This is a genomic window from Aureimonas sp. Leaf427 (assembly GCF_001425485.1).
In the GTDB taxonomy this organism is placed as follows: domain Bacteria; phylum Pseudomonadota; class Alphaproteobacteria; order Rhizobiales; family Rhizobiaceae; genus Plantimonas.
Genome location: NZ_LMQW01000043.1, coordinates 240,238 through 257,229, shown reverse-complemented (window position 1 = coordinate 257,229; position 16,992 = coordinate 240,238). Strand labels below are relative to the sequence as shown.

Here is a 16,992-nt window from a genome sequence, read left to right as displayed (position 1 = left end):
TTTTCGCTCCGCCGTCTTCCTCTGGTCGTCGGGGGCGATTAAGGAAGAGCGATGACGGAGCTCTTCCAGGCCAGGATCACCCCCCATTTCATCACGCCGGAGCCGACGCCCGGCCGCCTCTTCGATGATGCCGAAGCGGCCGTGGCCGAGCTTCGCTGGCTCTACGATCGCGCCGTCGGCTTTCTGTCCACGCGCTTCGAGGAGGTGCTGGAAAGCGGCGACACGTCGAAGCGCTACCGGGCCTTCTATCCGCAGATCACGCTCGTGACGGACAGCCATGGCCGCGTCGATTCGCGACTCGCCTTCGGCCATGTGCCGGGCCCCGGCCGCTATGCCGCCAACATCACGCGCCCCGATCTCTTCGAAGGCTACCTGACCGAGCAGATCGCGCTCCTGATCCGCAATCATGCCCAGCCGGTCTCGATCGGCGACGGCGACACGCCGATCCCGCTGCACTTCGCCTTTCCCGAGGGCATCTATGTCGACGGCACCGCCGCCGAGCGCCTGGACAAGCCCTTACGCGACATTTTCGACGTGCCCGATCTCGCCTCGACGGACGATAGGATCGTCAACGGCAACTTCCGCCCCGGCGCGGACGAGCCGCTGCCGCTGGCCCCGTTCACGGCGCAGCGCATCGACTATTCGCTGCACCGCCTCGCGCACTACACGGCCACGAGCCCGGCTCATTTCCAGAACTACGTCCTCTTCACGAACTACCAGTTCTATGTCGACGAATTTGCCATGATGGCGCGCGAGCTGATGGCGCGCGGCGATAGCGGCTACACGTCCTTCGTCGAGCCCGGAAACCTCGTGACGCTGTCCGGCGCGGCCGAGCCCGAGCGGGGGCTCGCTCCCCTGCGCCTGCCGCAGATGCCGGCCCATCACCTGATCCGCGAGGACGGGTCGGGCATCACCATGATCAATATCGGCGTCGGCCCGTCCAACGCCAAGACGATCACCGACCACGTCGCGGTGCTCCGGCCCCATGCCTGGCTGATGCTCGGGCACTGCGCCGGCCTGCGCAACAGCCAGGAGCTCGGCGACTACGTGCTTGCCCATGCCTATGTGCGCGAGGATCACGTCCTCGACGCCGACCTTCCGGTCTGGGTGCCGATCCCGCCGCTCGCCGAGGTGCAGATCGCGCTGGAGGAGGCGGTGGCCGAGATCACGGGCCTCTCCGGCTACGAGCTGAAGAAGATCATGCGCACGGGCACGGTCGCCACGATCGACAACCGGAACTGGGAGCTGCGCGACCAGACCGAGCCGGTGGAGCGCCTGTCGCAGTCGCGCGCCGTCGCGCTCGACATGGAATCGGCGACGATCGCAGCCAACGGCTTCCGGTTCCGCGTGCCCTATGGAACGCTGCTCTGCGTCTCCGACAAGCCGCTGCATGGCGAGCTGAAGCTGCCGGGCATGGCGACGGACTTCTACAAGCGACAGGTCTCGCAGCATCTGCGAATCGGCATCCGCGCGATGGAGAAGCTGGCCGGCATGGCGCCCGAGCGCCTGCACTCGCGAAAGCTCCGCTCCTTCTTCGAAACGGCCTTCCAGTAGACGTGGCCGCCCCGCCGAGACCTGCGACGCCTCGCGCGCGCCGCTTCGACGCCGCGCTCGTCGCGGCCGGCTTCGCCACGGCCTTCGCCGTCGTGGCGGGCTTCTTCGGCGAGAGCGTTCCGCTGCTGGACACGCTCGGGCAATTTCGCGCGCACCTCGCCGCGGCCCTCGTCCTGCTCGCCTTGGCGCTGAGCCTGCACCGCTTCTTCCTCGCGGCCTTCGCAGCCGCCCTTGCGGCGGCTCTCGGCCTTTCCTCCACGCTGCCGCTCGTGCTGCCGCAAGGCGAAGCCGCAGGCGTTCTGCCCGCGAGCATGCCGCGCTACACGCTGCTCCAGATGAATCTTCGATACGATACCGAGGACAAGCAGCAGGCGATCCGTCGCATTCTCGATCTCGATCCGGACGTCGTGACGCTGCAGGAGATGACGGTCTCCTGGCAAACCGCCTTCGAGACGATTTCGGACCGCTACCCGTATCAATCCTACTGCTCGCCGGGCGACGCGATGGGCGATGTCGCGATCCTGTCGCGACGACCGTTCGTGGAAGGGGTACGCTCCGTCTGCGAGCCGAAGGCCAGTTTCGAGGCGCGCGTCGTGGACTTCGACGGCCATCCCGTCACGGTGGGCGCGCAGCACCTGCGCTGGCCCTATCCCGGCCGGCAATGGAGCCAGATCGAGCGCGTTTCTCCCGCTCTCGGGAAATTGGCGACACCGCTCGTCATCGGCGGCGACTTCAACGCCGCGCCTTGGTCCGCCGCGATCCGCGTCTATGCCGCGGCGGCCGCCCTGCGGGTCGTCGCCGGCATCGGGCCGACCTATGCGCCGGCCTTCATGCCCGACGGACTTCGGCGGCGCCTTGGCCTGCCGATCGACAACGTCCTCGTTTCCAACGAGATCGTCGTCCTGTCCACCAAGCGCCCGGAGGCGACCGCGTCCGACCATTCGCCGGTTCTCGTCAGCTTCGCGATTCCGTTTCCGAAATCGGCCGAGCCCGAGGTGCAGAGCGTGGGTCTGATACCGACGAGCCCTGACGAAGGACCGTTTGATTTGAGATAGCAGGCCCCACGGCCGGCTATCCTCGCCTCTGTCGCATCCGCGACCCGCCTTCACATCGTCTGATAGACCGGCCCCTCGCCGCCCTGGGGCGGAACCCAGGTGATGTTCTGGTTGGGGTCCTTGATGTCGCAGGTCTTGCAGTGGACGCAGTTCTGCGCGTTGATCACGAAGACCGGCTCGGCATCCGGCGTCTCCAGCCACTCGTAGACGCCGGCCGGGCAGTAGCGCTGGGACGGCCCGGCATAGACGTCGTGCTCGGAGCGCTTCTGCAGCCCCATGTCCTTGACGAGGAGATGCACCGGCTGGTCCTCCTCGTGATTGGTGTTCGACAGGAAGACCGAGGAGGCCTTGTCGAAAGTCAGCTTCCCGTCGGGTTTCGGATAGACGATGGGCTTGTGCCGGGCCGCCGGCTCCGTCGAGGCATGATCCGACTTGCCATGGCTCAGCGTGCCGAAGAAGGAGAAGCCGAAGAGCTGGTTCGTCCACATGTCGAGACCGCCGAGCGCGACGCCGAAGACGGTGCCGAGCTTCGACCAGAGCGGCTTGACGTTGCGAACGCGCTTCAGGTCCTGCCCGATCGAGGAGGCGCGCCAACCGTTCTCGTAGGCATGGAGCCGGTCGTGCGAGCGCCCTTCCGCGATGGCGGCGGCGGCGGCGGCGGCGGCTTGGCAGCCCGAGGCCATGGCGTTGTGCACGCCCTTGATGCGCGGCACGTTCACGAAGCCGGCGGAGCAGCCGATCAGGGCGCCGCCGGGGAAGACGAGCTTGGGCACCGACTGGTAGCCGCCCTCCGTGATCGCGCGCGCCCCGTAGGCAAGGCGCTTGCCGCCCTCCAGAAGCTCGGCGATGTCGGGATGGGTCTTGAAGCGCTGGAACTCGTCGAAGGGCGAGAGATAGGGGTTCTTGTAGTTCAGGTGGACGACGAAGCCGACATAGACCTGATTGTTTTCGAGGTGATAGAGGAAGGAGCCGCCGCCGGTGGAGAGATCCAGCGGCCAGCCGAACGAGTGCTGCACGAGGCCGGGCTTGGCCTTGGCCGGGTCGATCTCCCAAAGCTCCTTGATGCCGATGCCGAACTTCGGCGGATCGCGGCCCTCCGAAAGGCCGAAGTCGCGGATGAGCTGCTTGGCGAGCGAGCCGCGCACGCCCTCGCCGATCATCACGTATTTGCCGAGCAGCGCCATGCCGCGCTGGTAGTTCGGGCCGGGCTCGCCGTTGCGCTCGATGCCCATATCGCCGGTCGCGACGCCGATCACGGCATTGGACTCGTCGGTCAGGAGCTCCGTGGCCGCGAAGCCCGGATAGATCTCGACGCCGAGCGCCTCGGCCTTTTCCGCCAGCCATTTGCAGACGAGGCCGAGCGAGACGACGTAATTGCCATGGTTGTCCATGAGCTTGGGCATGAACAGATTGGGCAGCCGCACCCCGCCATGGGCGCCGTAGACGTAGAAGCGATCCTCCGTGACCGGCTGGCGGATCGGCGTCTCCTCCGTGCGCCATTCGGGCAGAAGCTCGTCGAGAGCGGACGGATCGAGCACGCAGCCGGAGAGGATGTGCACGCCGACCTCGGCCGCCTTTTCCAGGACGACGACGGTCAGTTCGGGATCGAGCTGCTTCAACCGGATGGCGGCCGAAAGTCCCGCCGGCCCCGCGCCGACGATCACCACGTCGAACTCCATCGCCTCGCGCTCGGGCAAGCTCTCTGCTGCGGTCGTGTTCAAGTTGCCGATCCCTCTCCCTGCCAGGCTGCCAACGCCTACCAATTTTGACGTGCACGTCAATCAGCTGTAGCGCAAGTCTAGAAAGTTTCGAAGGTGCGGATCGGGCGCAAGACGTCGCATATGGGATAAAGCAGGTTTAACACGAGGGTCCGGCAGACGCGCGGCAGCGGTCGCGCGGGACGCCGGGATGCGCTATGTCGAGCCTCATGAGCGACGCCCGAGAGACCCATACCGCACGAGACGCGCTGGCCGCGCTCCTCGACTGGTATGCGCAGGCCGGCGTCGATGTCATTTTAGAAGACGCGCCGCGCGATCGTTTCGCCGAGACGGCCGCCGAAAGCGCATCCCGCCGGCCGGCGGCGAGGAGCGCCGAGCGCCCGACCGCCGAAGAGGCCCCGCGCCGCGAGACCGCGCTCGCGCCGCCGCCGGCCGCGCCGCAGCGGACCGTGGTTCCCGACGACGTCGCCGTTGCCGATGCGCGCGAGCGCGCCCGCTCGGCATCGACGCTCGGCGAACTGCAGGCCGCGCTCGCCGCCTTCGAAGGCTGCAACCTGAGACTCGCCGCCCGGCATCTCGTCTTCGGCGAGGGGCCGGAGGATGCGACGCTGATGATCATCGGCGAGGCGCCGGAGCGCGACGAGGACATGGCGGGCGCGCCCTTCGCCGGACGCGCCGGCACGCTTCTGGAGCGCATGCTGGCGGCGATCGGCCTGGAGCGGTCGGCCGTGCGGCTGGCCGCCGCCCTGCCCTGGCGCCCGCCGGGCGGACGCGTGCCGACGCCTGCCGAGATCGAGATCTGCCTGCCCTTCCTCGCCCGCCATGTCGAACTCGTCCGGCCGAAGGCGATCGTCACCTTCGGCATGCTGGGGCCGCGCATGCTGCTGCGCAGCGAGGGCAACATCGCGCGGCTGCGCGGACGCTGGCAGACCTATAGCTTCGGCATCCTGCCGGACGAGGCCGTGCCGGTCCTGCCGATGCTGCATCCGACCTATCTTCTCAATCACCCCGCGCAGAAGCGCCTGGCCTGGACCGATCTCCTGGCGCTTCGCGAGCGGCTGAACGCTGCGGGTTGAAGCCGGCGGCGGTTTCCGCCACACCCCGTCGTAAAGCGAAGCGGCCGCGCCGCCCGCCCCTGATAGGACGGGGTGCAGTCCCTGCCCGAGCCGATGCGCGCTCCGCGTTTCCGGAAGGTCGTTCCATGTCCGTGATCCTCCCGATCGTCTCGCTTCTTTGCTCGACCTTCTTCCTGATGGCGGGCGCGGGGCTTCTGGGCATCGTCCTGCCGGTGCGCGGCTCGCTGGAGGGCTGGTCGACCTACGAGATCGGCTTTCTCGGCACCGGCTATGCCGTGGCCTTCACGATCGGCTGCCTCGTCGTGCCGCAGATCGTCCGGCGCGCGGGGCATGTGAAGACCTTCTCCAGCCTCTGCGCGACGCTGGTCATCGCCGGCCTCCTCTTCGGCCTGATCGTCTCGCCCTTCGCCTGGATCTTCGTTCGCGGGCTGATGGGCTTCGCGCTCGCCGGCAGCTACATGATCATCGAAAGCTGGCTGAACGAGCGCGTGACGAACGAAACCCGGGGCAAGATCTTCTCGGTCTACATGATCGTCTCGATGTCAGCGATGATGGGCGGCCAGTACATCATGCCGCTGACCGACCCGGCGCTGACGACCCCCTTCATGATCGGCGCGATCCTCTTCGCTCTGGCCGTCATTCCGACCTCGCTGTCGCAGGCGCCGGCCCCCAAGCCCCTGAAGCAGGCCTCGCTCGATCTGAAGGGCATCTTCCGCAATTCGCCCGCCGCCGCCGTCGGCGTCTTCCTGGCGGGCGTCCTCTCCGGCTCCTGGAACAACATGTCGCCGGTCTTCGGCCAGCGCAGCGGCTTCTCCAACGCCGAGATCGCGACGCTTCTGGCGGCGACCATGGCCGGCGGCATCGTCTGCCAATATCCGCTGGGGCGCCTGTCCGACCGGCTGGACCGGCGCATCGTGATGACCGGCGCCGGCCTTTTCGGCGTCGCCATCGCGCTGACGGCGATGACGCTGTCCAGCGACAACCCGCTGACCCTCTTCGTCATCGCCTTCGCGCTGGGCGGCGTGATCTACCCCGCCTACTCGCTGACCGTCGCCCATGCCAACGACTATGCGCGGCCGGAGGACTTCGTGAAGGTCTCGGGCGGCCTTCTCATCCTCTACGGCTTCGGCACGATGGGCGGACCGCTGCTGGCCGCCTGGCTGATGGAGACCTTCGGCCCCTCCGGCATTTTCGCTGCGACCGGCACAGCCCACGCGATCTTCGCCGGCTACGCCTTCTATCGCACCTTCCGCCGCCAGGCGCCTCTGGCCAGCGAGCGCGCCGACTTCCAGCAGACGCCCCTCGCCCGCACCCAGACGCCGGCCTCCTTCTCGCTCGATCCCCGCGCCAAGGAAGAGCCGGAGATCGGCTGACGGTCGCAAGCGTCGAACGCGCTCGGCTCTCGAACGAAAAACGGCCCCTCGCGGGGCCGTCGATCGTTCGAACGTTTCGGCGATCCGCTCAGTTGGCGGGCGCGGCGGCCGGCGGCGTGACCGTGACCTTCGGAACTTCGATCGTCTTCGTCTCGGTGCCGACGGACACGTCGGGCGCGTCGACATCGACCTTCGGCAGGCTGCCGCCGGTGACGCTCACGTTGGGCAGAGAGCCCTCCTGGGTCTGCGTGACCGTGAAATAGCCGAGGGAATATCCGACGACGCCGACGACGACCACGATGGCGACCAGAATGCCAAGAACTCTACCCATATCAACACCCGTAATCCGAGCCGGACCATTCCAGCGTGGCGTCGAAACACGGAAGCGTGATATTGGTTCCACCGCCGAAGAGATTTGCCGCTGCGCGGAGCGCTGGCTTTCGGCCGCGCCTCGTGACGACATGGGACCATGAAAAACCCTTACTACACCGGCCCCGTCACGGATCATTTCGACGGCCTTCGATTTTCCAACAGCGGGAAATCCTCCGACAAATCCCTGCGCACGGTCCTGCGCTGGCGAATGGCGGGAGAGGCGAAGCCATGGCCGAAGGGCCGCGCCGCCCTGCCGCCGGATCGCCCGCCGCAGCGCTCCGAGGCGCTTCGGCTGTCCTTCGTCGGGCATGCGTCCTTCCTGCTGCAGGTGGCGGGGTTCAACATTCTCTTCGATCCCGTCTGGTCGGAACGCGTCAGCCCCTTCCGACGCATCGGCCCCAAGCGGATCGACCCGCCGGGCATCGCCTTCGAAGATCTGCCGCCGATCGATGCGGTTCTTCTGACGCACAACCATTACGACCATATGGACCTCGACACGCTTCGTCGGCTACAGGCCGCGCATCGTCCCCGCTTCGTCACGCCTCTCGGCAACGACACGATCCTTCGCCGCGCGATCGAGGGAGCCGAGACGACGGTCGGAGACTGGGGCGGAACGGTCGCCCTCTCCGATCGCGTCAACGCCGTTTTCACGCCTGCGAACCACTGGTCCGCTCGCAGCATTCGCGACCGCCGCATGGCCCTCTGGAGCGGCTTCGTCATCCAGACGGCCGAGCGGCGCCTTTACCATTCCGGCGACACGGGCTACGGCGACGGCAGCATCTTTCGCGCGATCGGCGAAACATTCGGCGGGTTCGATCTCGCCCTGCTTCCGATCGGCGCCTACGAGCCGCGCTGGTTCATGGGCGATCAGCATGCCTCCCCGGCGGACTCCGTGCAGATCCTCGAAGATGTGCGCGCCGCCCGGGCCCTCGGCTTCCACTGGGGGACGTTCAATCTGTCCGACGAGGGGCTGGAACAGCCGGTGGCCGACCTCGCCGCAGCCCTCGACGCCGCCGGCCTCGATGGGTCGCGCTTTCAGCCGATGCGGCCGGGCGAGCACGTCTCCCTCTGATCCGGCCCGAACCGCCGCTCACCCTTGCGGCGAGGCCACCTTGCGGGCCTTGGCGCGCTGGATGCCGAGGCGGTGCTCCCGGACGATGATGAAGATGCCGGCCGAGATGACGATGGCGCCGCCCGCCAAGGTCGTGGCGCTCGCGGCCTCACCGAAGAGCGTCGCGCCGATGACGATGGCGAAGATCATCGACGTGTATTCGAAGGGCGCGATCGTGGAGGCGTCGGCATAGCGGTAGCAGGCGGTCAGGAGAAGCTGGGCGACGCCGCCGCAAAGGCCGGCAAAGATCAGATAGGCCGCCTGCTGCGCGCTCGGCCAGACCCAGCCGAAGGGAAGCGACAGGAGAGCGATCGCGGAGGATGTCAGCGAGAAGTAGACGACGATCGTCGCCGTCTTCTCCGTGCGTACGAGCCGCCGGATCTGGATCATCGCCACGGCCGCGACCGCCGCGGCCAGGAGCGAGGCCGCCATGCCGATCCCGTGCTCGCTGGAGACGCCCTCGGAAAGCAGCGAGAGGTTGGGCAGCGAGACCACCAGGATGCCGACGAGCCCGACGACGACCGCGCTCCATCGGTAGAGCCGCACCACCTCCTTCAGAAACACCGCCGCGAAGACGACGGTGAGGAGCGGCGAGGCGTAGGAGATCGTGATCCATTCGGGATAGGGCAGCCGCGTCAGCGCGAAGAAGCCGAGCCCCATCGAGGTGACGCCGATCGTGCCGCGCCAGAAGTGGCCGGCGAGATCGTCGGTGTGGAGCGCGGTCTTCAGATCGCCCAGCCAGGCGAGGTAGATGCAGACGGGAACGAGCGCGAAGAAGGACCGGAAGAAGACGATCTCTCCCGCCGGAATTCCGGTGCCCGCCATCTTGATCGAGGTCTGCATGCCGACGAAGATGACGACGGACAGGACCTTCAGCCCGATGCCGCGCAGCGGGTCGTGATGCGGCTTCGCGCCGCCGGTGGCCTTGTCCATCTCATGCCTTCGCCCCGGCTCGCATCGTCAGCGGCCGGCGGTCGTTCAGCCGGAGCGTGCCCCGGCGCCCGGTCGGGCGGTTCGTCTCTGCCGGTTCACCTCGAACCGGCGGCCTGCAACGCTTCCCATACGCGCATCGGCGTCGCCGGCATATCCACCGGCCGGGCGCCCGCCGAGCGCAGGGCATCCGCCACCGCGTTCATCACGGCGGGCGCGGCGCCGATCGTCCCGGCCTCGCCCGCGCCCTTGATTCCCAGAGCATTCGTCGTGGAGGGCACGTTGCGGGTGCGGAACTCGAAGAACGGAAAGTCCTCCGCGCGCGGCATCTGGTAGTCCATGAAGCTCGCCGTGACGAGCTGCCCGTCCGCGTCGTAGACCGCGTTTTCCGTCAGCGCCTGTCCGATCCCCTGGGCGACGCCGCCATGGATCTGGCCGGCGAGCAGGATCGGATTCACGGTCACGCCGAAATCGTCGACGATCACATAGCGCTCGACCGCGACATGGCCGGTCTCGGGATCGATCGAGACCTCGCAGACATGCGTCCCGTTCGGATAGGTCGCCTCGGTCTGCTTGAACTCGCCGACCGCCTTCAGCTGGTCCTCGCTCTTGGCGGCCGCCGCGAGCCCGGCGAAGTCGATCGACCGGTCGGTGCCGACGACGCGCGCCGTGCCGCCGGACAGCTCGATATCGGCCGCCGCCGTCTCCAGCTCGTCCGCCGCAAGCTTCCTCAGCTTATCGGCCAGCCCCTCGCTCGCCCGCCGCACGGAGACCGCGCCGAGCGGAATGGAGCGCGAGCCGCCGGTGCCGCCGCCGGTCGGCGTGTCGTCGGTATCGCCCTGGCGAACGTCGATCGCGTCGTAGTCGAGATCGAGCGCCTCGGCGACGAACTGCGCATAGGCGGTTGCGTGCCCCTGCCCGTTCGACTGCGTGCCGATCTTCAGCTCGACGCGGCCCGTTTCCTTCAGCTCGACATAGGCGGGCTCTGAGCCGGGAAAGGCGCAGGCCTCGACATAGGTGGCAAGGCCGATGCCCCGAAGCCGCCCGTCCTCATTGGCCGCTGCGCGCCGCGTCTCGAAGTCGCTCCACCCGGACTGGCGCAGCGCCTCCGCCAGATGGCCGGAAAAGTCGCCGGTGTCGTAAAGCCGCCCGAGCGGCGTCTTGTAGGGAAGCTGGTCCGGCCGGATGAAGTTGCGGCGGCGGATTTCCTCGCGCGGCAGGTCGAGATCGACGGCGCATTCGTCCACCAGCCGCTCGATGAGATAGGCCGCCTCCGGCCGCCCGGCACCGCGATAGGCGTCCACGGCGACCGTGTTGGTGAAGTAGAGCTTGGCATCCACGTCGATCGCCTGGATGTCGTAGAGGCCGGTCGCCATCGACATGCCGAACCAGGGGATCATCGGTCCGTATTGCGACGTGTAGGCGCCGAGATTGGCGGCCAGATCGATCTTCAGCGCGAGAAAGCGCCCCTCCTCGTCCATCGCCATGTGCGCGGTGACGATGTTGTCGCGGCCATGCGTGTCCGAGACGAAATGCTCGGAGCGGTCCGCCGTGCATTTGACCGGCCGGCCCAGGCGCTCGGCCGCGACGAGCACCAGCGCGTGCTCGCGGTAGAGAAAGGCCTTGGTGCCGAAGCCGCCGCCGACATCGCGCGTGACGACGCGGATGCGATCCGCCGGCACCTTCATCACGGCCTCGGCCAGCGTGTCGCGCATGCCGTGGACGCCCTGGCTGCCGGTCGTCAGCAGATACTTGCCCGTCTCGGCATCGTATTCGCCGATCGCGGAGCGCACCTCCATGTAGTTGCAGACGAGCCGGTTCTGCACGAGCCGCACCGAGGAGACATGCGCCGCGTTCAGGAAGGCCGTCTCGGTGCGCGCCCGGTCGCCCTCGTGGAGCCGGCCCGCCAGATTGCCGGCCCGGTCGCCCCAGACGAGCGGCGCGCCATCGCGGATCGCGACACCGAGATCGCCGACGGCGGGCAGCGGCGTGTAGTCGATCTCGACGAGTTCGGCGGCATCCCGGGCTGCAGTCGCGGACTCGGCGACGAGGAACGCGACGGCGTCGCCGACATGGCGCACGATCCCGCGACAGAGAACGGGCGTGTCCCGCGCCTCCATCGGCGTGCCGTCCGCCTGCTTGGCCTTGGCCTGACAGGGCAGATCGCCGATCTCGGGAATGTCCTCGTGGGTGAGGACGAGGCGCACGCCCGGCGCCGAGCGCGCGGCCGAAAGATCGCCGATCGTGAAGCTGGCATGCGCATGGGGCGAGCGCACCACGACGGCATGGAGCAGGCCCTCGCGCGTCTCGTCGTCCGTGTAGCGGCCGAGCCCGCGGATGAAAGCGTCGTCCTCCTTGCGAAGAACGGAGGCTCCCAGGCCGAACTTCGGAGTCATGATCGTCATCGGAAACCTCGAGAACCGGAGCGGCACGCGGGACCGCGCGCTCTAAGGCAGGATCACTTATCATTTATGGCGCAAGGCCGGATGCGTCGAGCTTTAACCTATGCCGGTCCCGGCGCGCGTTTGGCAAACCCCTCGGGCAGGTCTAGAGGCTGTAACGAACCTTTCGACCATTCAAGGAATGCCGCGATGCTCCGCACCGATCAGGGACAGCCGATCCGCCTCGAAGACTACCGGCCGACCGACTTCGATGTCCACGATGTCGGCCTGACCTTTCGGCTTTTCGCCGGCGAGACCGAAGTGGACGCGCTGTTCACGCTGGAGCGCCGCGACGGCGTCTCGGCGGAGGCGCCGATCGACCTCGTCGGCGACGACCTCGTCCTGGAAGGCGTGACGCTCGACGGCGAGGCCCTGGAGCCCGGCCGCTACGAGGCAACGCCCGACCGGCTCGTCGTGCGCGGCCTGCCCGAGAACGGCACGTTCCGGCTGGGCGTCAAGACGCGCATCCGGCCGGAGACGAACACCAAGCTGATGGGCCTCTACCGCTCGAACGGCGTCTGGTGCACGCAGTGCGAGGCCGAAGGCTTCCGGCGCATCACCTATTTCTACGATCGGCCGGACGTGCTCGCGACCTACCGCGTGCGGATCGAGGCGGACAAGGCGGAAGCGCCCGTGCTCCTCTCCAACGGCAATCCCGGCGAGCACGGCCCGCTCGACGGCGGGCGCCACTTCGCGGTCTGGGACGATCCCTTCCGCAAGCCCTCCTATCTCTTCGCCCTCGTCGCCGGAGATCTCGACCGGCTGGACGACCATTTCACCACGATGAGCGGCCGCAAGGTCGATCTCGCGATCTACACCGAGAAGGGCCGCGCCCACGAATCGCTCTACGCCATGGATGCGCTGAAGCGCTCGATGGTCTGGGACGAGCGCCGCTTCGGCCGCGAATACGATCTCGACGTGTTCAACATCGTCGCCATCTCGGATTTCAACATGGGGGCCATGGAGAACAAGGGCCTCAACGTCTTCAACCACAAATACGTCCTGCTCGACCCGAACACGGCCTCGGACGCGGATTATTCCGGTGTCGAAACGGTCATCGCGCACGAATATTTCCACAACTGGACGGGCAATCGCATCACCTGCCGCGACTGGTTCCAGCTCTGCCTGAAGGAAGGCCTGACCGTCTATCGCGACCAGGAGTTCACGGCCGACGAGCGCTCGGCTCCGGTCAAGCGCATCTCCTCCGTGCGCGGGCTGAAGGCCCATCAGTTCCCCGAGGACCAGGGACCGCTCCAGCACCCCGTCCGCCCCTCGACCTATCGCGAGATTTCGAACTTCTACACGTCGACGATCTACGACAAGGGCGCCGAGCTCGTGCGCATGATCGCGACGATCCTCGGCCGCGAGGACTTCCGCGCGGGCATGGATCTCTACTTCGAGCGCCATGACGGCGACGCCGCGACGATCGAGGACTTCATCCGCTGCTTCGAAGAGGCGAGCGGCACCGATCTGGGGCAGTTCTCCCTCTGGTATCATCAGGCCGGCACCCCGACCCTGACCGTCGAGGAGAGCTTCGACGAGGCCGCCGGCCGCCTGACGCTGAAGCTCGCCCAGGCGCTGAAGCCGGGACCGGCCGGCACGGGGACGGCGCCGATGCACATTCCCATCCGCTTCGGCCTCGTCGGCTCGAACGGGCAGGACATGGATGCCGAGCCCGCCGCGGGCGCGGAGGTCGAGGGCGACGTGATCCATCTGCGCGAGGCGGAGGAGACGGTCGTCTTCGAGGGCCTCTCCGAGCGGCCCTATCTCTCGGTGCTGCGCGACTTCTCGGCGCCGGTCGATCTGAAGTTCCGCCAGCGCGATTCCGACCGGCTCGCGCTGGCCCGGCTCGACACCAATCCCTTCAACCGCTGGCGCGCGCTCTCCGATCTCGTCGGCGAGGCTCTGGAGCGGGCGACGCGCTCGGCCAGGGGCGGCGGCGAGATCGAGTTCGACGCGGCCGTCGCGGACGCTCTGGTGGCCACGGCCGGCGACGAGGCGCTCGACCCCGCGCTCCGGGCGCAGGCCCTGGCCCTTCCCAGCGAGTCCGACATCGCGCGTCTCCTCGGAGACAATGTCGATCCCGACGCCATCCATGTGGCGCGCCGCGAGGTCGTGCGCAGCACGGGCCAGCGCGGTCTCGACCGCTTCCGCGCCTTGCGGGAAGGGCTCATCGACGCGGGAGCCTTCTCGCCGGATGCGGCCAGCGCCGGACGCCGCGCGCTCGCCAACGTCCTGCTCGACTTCATCGTCGCGGCCGAGGGGAGCCCTAAGACGGCCGCAGACGCCTATGCGAAGGCCGGCAACATGACCGACCGGCTCGCCGCCCTTTCCGTCCTCGCCCATCGCTTCCCCGAGGCGCCCGAGACGGACGCGGCGCTCGCCGACTTCTACGCGCGCTTCGAGGACAACGCCCTCGTCATCGACAAGTGGTTCACGCTCCAGGCGACGGCGCCCTTCGAGGGCGCTCTGGCGCGCGTCCGGTCGCTGGCCGCCCATCCGAAGTTCAACCTCGCCAATCCCAATCGCGCGCGGTCGCTGATCGGCGCTTTCGCGGCCGGCAATCAGGTCGGCTTCAACCGCGCGGACGGCGCGGGGTACGCCTGGGTGGCGGAAATGATTCAGTCCCTCGACGAACTGAATCCTCAGATCGCGGCGCGTATCGCGACGGCGTTCCGGTCCTGGCGCTGTTTCGAGGCGGGACGGCGCGAGACCGCCCGTTCGACCCTCGTCGAACTCGCTGGAAAGACAAATCTTTCCGTCGATCTGCGCGACATTGTGGACAGATCCTTGAGCTGAATTGACTCTAAGGAACTCCCGGAGTCCACGCCCCGGCAAGCCCTGGACAAGGCGATTCGCCTCTGATCAATTGCAATCGATTCGGATGTGCGGCGTGCCGAATCGATCGGGGTCAATCAAAGGGCGGTGGGATGAAGGCGGACGCGTCGAGCGTGCCGGCAGGGGGACGTTTGTCTCGAATCGAGAGCCTGCTGAAAGCACGTGAAGAGATCGTCGGACTGGCCAAATGGCTGGCCCGGCCGTCCTACCAGACCCTGTTGAACGCCGAGCCGGCTCTCCGGCGGGCCATTCCGGTTCTCATCGTCACCTTTCTCGCGATCCTGGCGCTCGCGCGCTTCATAGCCCTGATGGAAGAGCGCACCTTCATCGAGGAAACCTCGACGCGGCATCTCATGCTGGGCGCGAGCCTCATGCGGGCCGAGCAGGCCGCTCTCTCGACCGGCGATCTGACGGCCGAGGAGCAGGGCAGCGCGCTTCTGACGAGCGCCATTCCGAACGGCTTCAACGACGAGGGCCTCTTCGCCCTGATCACCGATCCCGACGGCGCAGTGATCGCGGCGGCTCCCGGCTACGAGCGCTATCTCGGCCGCAATCTCGACGAGCTTCTGGCAAGCGTCCAGCCGCTCATCATGTTCGGCGAGCGCGCCGGCGTTCTCTCCACCCTCTTCGACGGGCGCGCCGTCTACGTGGCCAATGCCACGCTCGGCGGACCGCTCGGATCGATCACGATCATCGAGGACAAGGCCCAGCTCTTCGCCGACTGGCGCCGCAGCGTCTCGGTGAACGTCACGATGTTCGCCCTGACGAGCCTCATCATGCTCGTCATCCTCTACGCCTACTTCCGGCAGGCGATGCGCGCCCGCGAGGCCGACGCGCTCTATCTCGTCGCCCACCAGCGGGTGGACACCGCCCTCTCGCGCGGCCGATGCGGCCTCTGGGACTGGGATCTGGCGCGTGGCCGGATGTACTGGTCGCGCTCCATGTACGAGATCCTCGGCATGCCGGCCAAGGACGGCGTCCTGTCCTTCGGCGACATCGCCCATCTCATGCACCCCGACGACGGCAGCCTCTTCGAGGTCGCCCGCTCCGTCGCCTCCGGCCGGATCGGCAATCTCGACCGCTCCTTCCGCATGCGCCGCTCCGACGGCTCCTACATCTGGCTGCGCGCGCGCGCCGAGGTGACGCGCACGGCCGGCAACGACGTGCACCTCATCGGCGTCGCGGTCGACGTGACCGAGCAGCACGCTCTCGTGCGCCGGACGGACGAGGCCAACACGCGCCTTCAGAACGCGGTCGAGAACATTTCCGAAAGCTTCGTTCTCTGGGACTGCGAGAACAAGCTCGTCCTCTGCAACCACCGCTATCAGGAGGTCTTCGGCCTCTCCGACGAGGATGTGCGGCCGGGCACGCTCTACGAGGACGTGCTCGCCCGCTCGCGCAAGCCGATCGGCCTGAAGCAGATCACCAGCCCGAGCTTCGTCGAAGGCGAGCGCGTCATGGAAGCGATGCTCGCCGACGGGCGCTGGCTCCAGATCTCCGAGCGCACCACGAACGACGGCGGCTACGTCTCGATCGGCACGGACGTCACGCAGCTGAAGGTTCACCAGGAACGGCTCAGCGACAGCGAGCGCCGGCTGATGGCGACGATCAACGACCTTTCCAGCTCGCGCCGCGACGCCGAAGCCAAGGCCCGCCAGCTGACCGAGCTGAACGCGAGCTACATCGGCGAAAAGGAGCGCGCCGAGGGCGCGAACCGCGCCAAGACGACCTTCCTCGCCAATATGAGCCACGAGCTGCGCACGCCGCTGAACGCGATCATCGGCTTTTCCGAGATCATGCGCGAAGGCTCCTTCGGCCCTCTCGGCTGCGGCAAGTACACCGAATACGCCTCCGACATCCACGACAGCGGCCACTATCTCCTGAAGCTCATCAACGACATTCTCGACATGTCGAAGATCGAGGCGGGACGGCTCATCCTCGCCGAGGAGCAGATCGATCTCTCCGAGATCGTCACGGAAGCCACCAAAATCGTCGAAGTCCAGGCGGCCAAGAAGGACCTTCGGATACGCTCGGAAGGCCCCGAGCAGCTCATGCTCTTCGCCGACCGCCGAGCGACCAAGCAGATCCTCCTCAACCTCCTCGCCAACGCCGTGAAGTTCACCGGCACGAACGGCGAGGTCCGCGTGCGGGCCAGAGTCTGCGAGGACGCCGCGTTCGTGTCGATCTCCGATACGGGGATCGGCATCCCGAAGGCCTCGCTCCAGTCTCTCGGAAAGCCCTTCGAGCAGGTCGAGAACGAATTGACGCGCACCCACAAGGGCACCGGCCTCGGCCTTGCCATCGCGCGCTCGCTCGTGGAGCTGCATGGCGGGCGCATGCGCATCACCTCGCGCGTCGGCCACGGCACCGTCGTCTCGATCCGCATGCCGCTCGACTGCCGCCACCCCGTTCTCGCCGAACCGCTGGCCGCCACCCGAGTCGCATGAGGCGCCGTTACGAGAGCGAAACGACCGTTTCTTTTCGTTTCGCCTTCGTAACGAGCAACCTGCTCCAGCCGATGCCT

The 16,992-nt window shown here is 67.5% G+C and carries 11 protein-coding genes; 7 read left to right on the top strand and 4 right to left on the bottom strand.

From position 1 onward, the window contains the following. Positions 1-51 precede the first annotated feature (51 nt). Together ASG62_RS19030 and ASG62_RS19025 are read left to right on the top strand one after the other, a co-directional pair. A complete protein-coding gene (locus ASG62_RS19030; protein ID WP_056697204.1) occupies positions 52-1,554 on the top strand; it encodes an AMP nucleosidase in 1,503 nt (500 codons plus the stop codon). 2 nt (positions 1,555-1,556) lie between these two features. Beyond that, positions 1,557-2,609 carry an endonuclease/exonuclease/phosphatase family protein gene (locus tag ASG62_RS19025; RefSeq protein WP_056697202.1) on the top strand — a complete coding sequence of 351 codons (1,053 nt, stop codon included), beginning with the start codon at positions 1,557-1,559 and terminating at the stop codon, positions 2,607-2,609. Between the two features lie 50 nt (positions 2,610-2,659). Here the strand turns inward: ASG62_RS19025 and ASG62_RS19020 are convergent, their stop codons facing one another. Further along, positions 2,660-4,288, bottom strand: coding sequence for an electron transfer flavoprotein-ubiquinone oxidoreductase (locus tag ASG62_RS19020; RefSeq protein WP_056697200.1), 1,629 nt, complete (start codon positions 4,286-4,288; stop codon positions 2,660-2,662). A 248-nt stretch (positions 4,289-4,536) separates the two neighbouring features. On the opposite strand from ASG62_RS19020, the gene ASG62_RS19015 reads away from it, so the two are divergent. Continuing rightward, positions 4,537-5,403: a uracil-DNA glycosylase gene (locus ASG62_RS19015; protein WP_056697403.1), complete on the top strand. Its 867-nt coding sequence runs from the start codon at positions 4,537-4,539 to the stop codon at positions 5,401-5,403. 125 nt (positions 5,404-5,528) lie between these two features. Then, positions 5,529-6,776 carry an MFS transporter gene (locus tag ASG62_RS19010; RefSeq protein WP_056697198.1) on the top strand — a complete coding sequence of 416 codons (1,248 nt, stop codon included), beginning with the start codon at positions 5,529-5,531 and terminating at the stop codon, positions 6,774-6,776. A gap of 88 nt (positions 6,777-6,864) precedes the next feature. Here the strand turns inward: ASG62_RS19010 and ASG62_RS19005 are convergent, their stop codons facing one another. Next, entirely contained in the window at positions 6,865-7,107 is a 243-nt protein-coding gene (locus ASG62_RS19005) for a hypothetical protein (RefSeq protein ID WP_056697196.1), read from the bottom strand. 138 nt (positions 7,108-7,245) lie between these two features. Here ASG62_RS19005 and ASG62_RS19000 point away from each other — a divergent pair, with 138 nt between their 5' ends. After that, positions 7,246-8,220, top strand: a complete 975-nt coding sequence (locus ASG62_RS19000) for an MBL fold metallo-hydrolase (protein ID WP_056697194.1) — start codon at positions 7,246-7,248, stop codon at positions 8,218-8,220. An 18-nt stretch (positions 8,221-8,238) separates the two neighbouring features. On the opposite strand, the gene ASG62_RS18995 is transcribed toward ASG62_RS19000, so the two are convergent. Together ASG62_RS18995 and ASG62_RS18990 are read right to left on the bottom strand one after the other, a co-directional pair. Continuing rightward, positions 8,239-9,192 (bottom strand): DMT family transporter, encoded by a 954-nt coding sequence (locus ASG62_RS18995; protein WP_056697192.1) that lies wholly within the window; start codon positions 9,190-9,192, stop codon positions 8,239-8,241. Between the two features lie 95 nt (positions 9,193-9,287). Further along, positions 9,288-11,594: a xanthine dehydrogenase family protein molybdopterin-binding subunit gene (locus ASG62_RS18990; RefSeq protein WP_057180556.1), complete on the bottom strand. Its 2,307-nt coding sequence runs from the start codon at positions 11,592-11,594 to the stop codon at positions 9,288-9,290. A 186-nt stretch (positions 11,595-11,780) separates the two neighbouring features. Here ASG62_RS18990 and pepN point away from each other — a divergent pair, with 186 nt between their 5' ends. Further along, complete coding sequence (gene pepN / locus ASG62_RS18985; protein ID WP_056697188.1) at positions 11,781-14,429, top strand: aminopeptidase N; 2,649 nt, start codon at positions 11,781-11,783, stop codon at positions 14,427-14,429. A 131-nt stretch (positions 14,430-14,560) separates the two neighbouring features. After that, positions 14,561-16,915, top strand: coding sequence for an ATP-binding protein (locus ASG62_RS18980; RefSeq protein ID WP_056697182.1), 2,355 nt, complete (start codon positions 14,561-14,563; stop codon positions 16,913-16,915). The last annotated feature ends 77 nt before the right edge of the window (positions 16,916-16,992 follow it).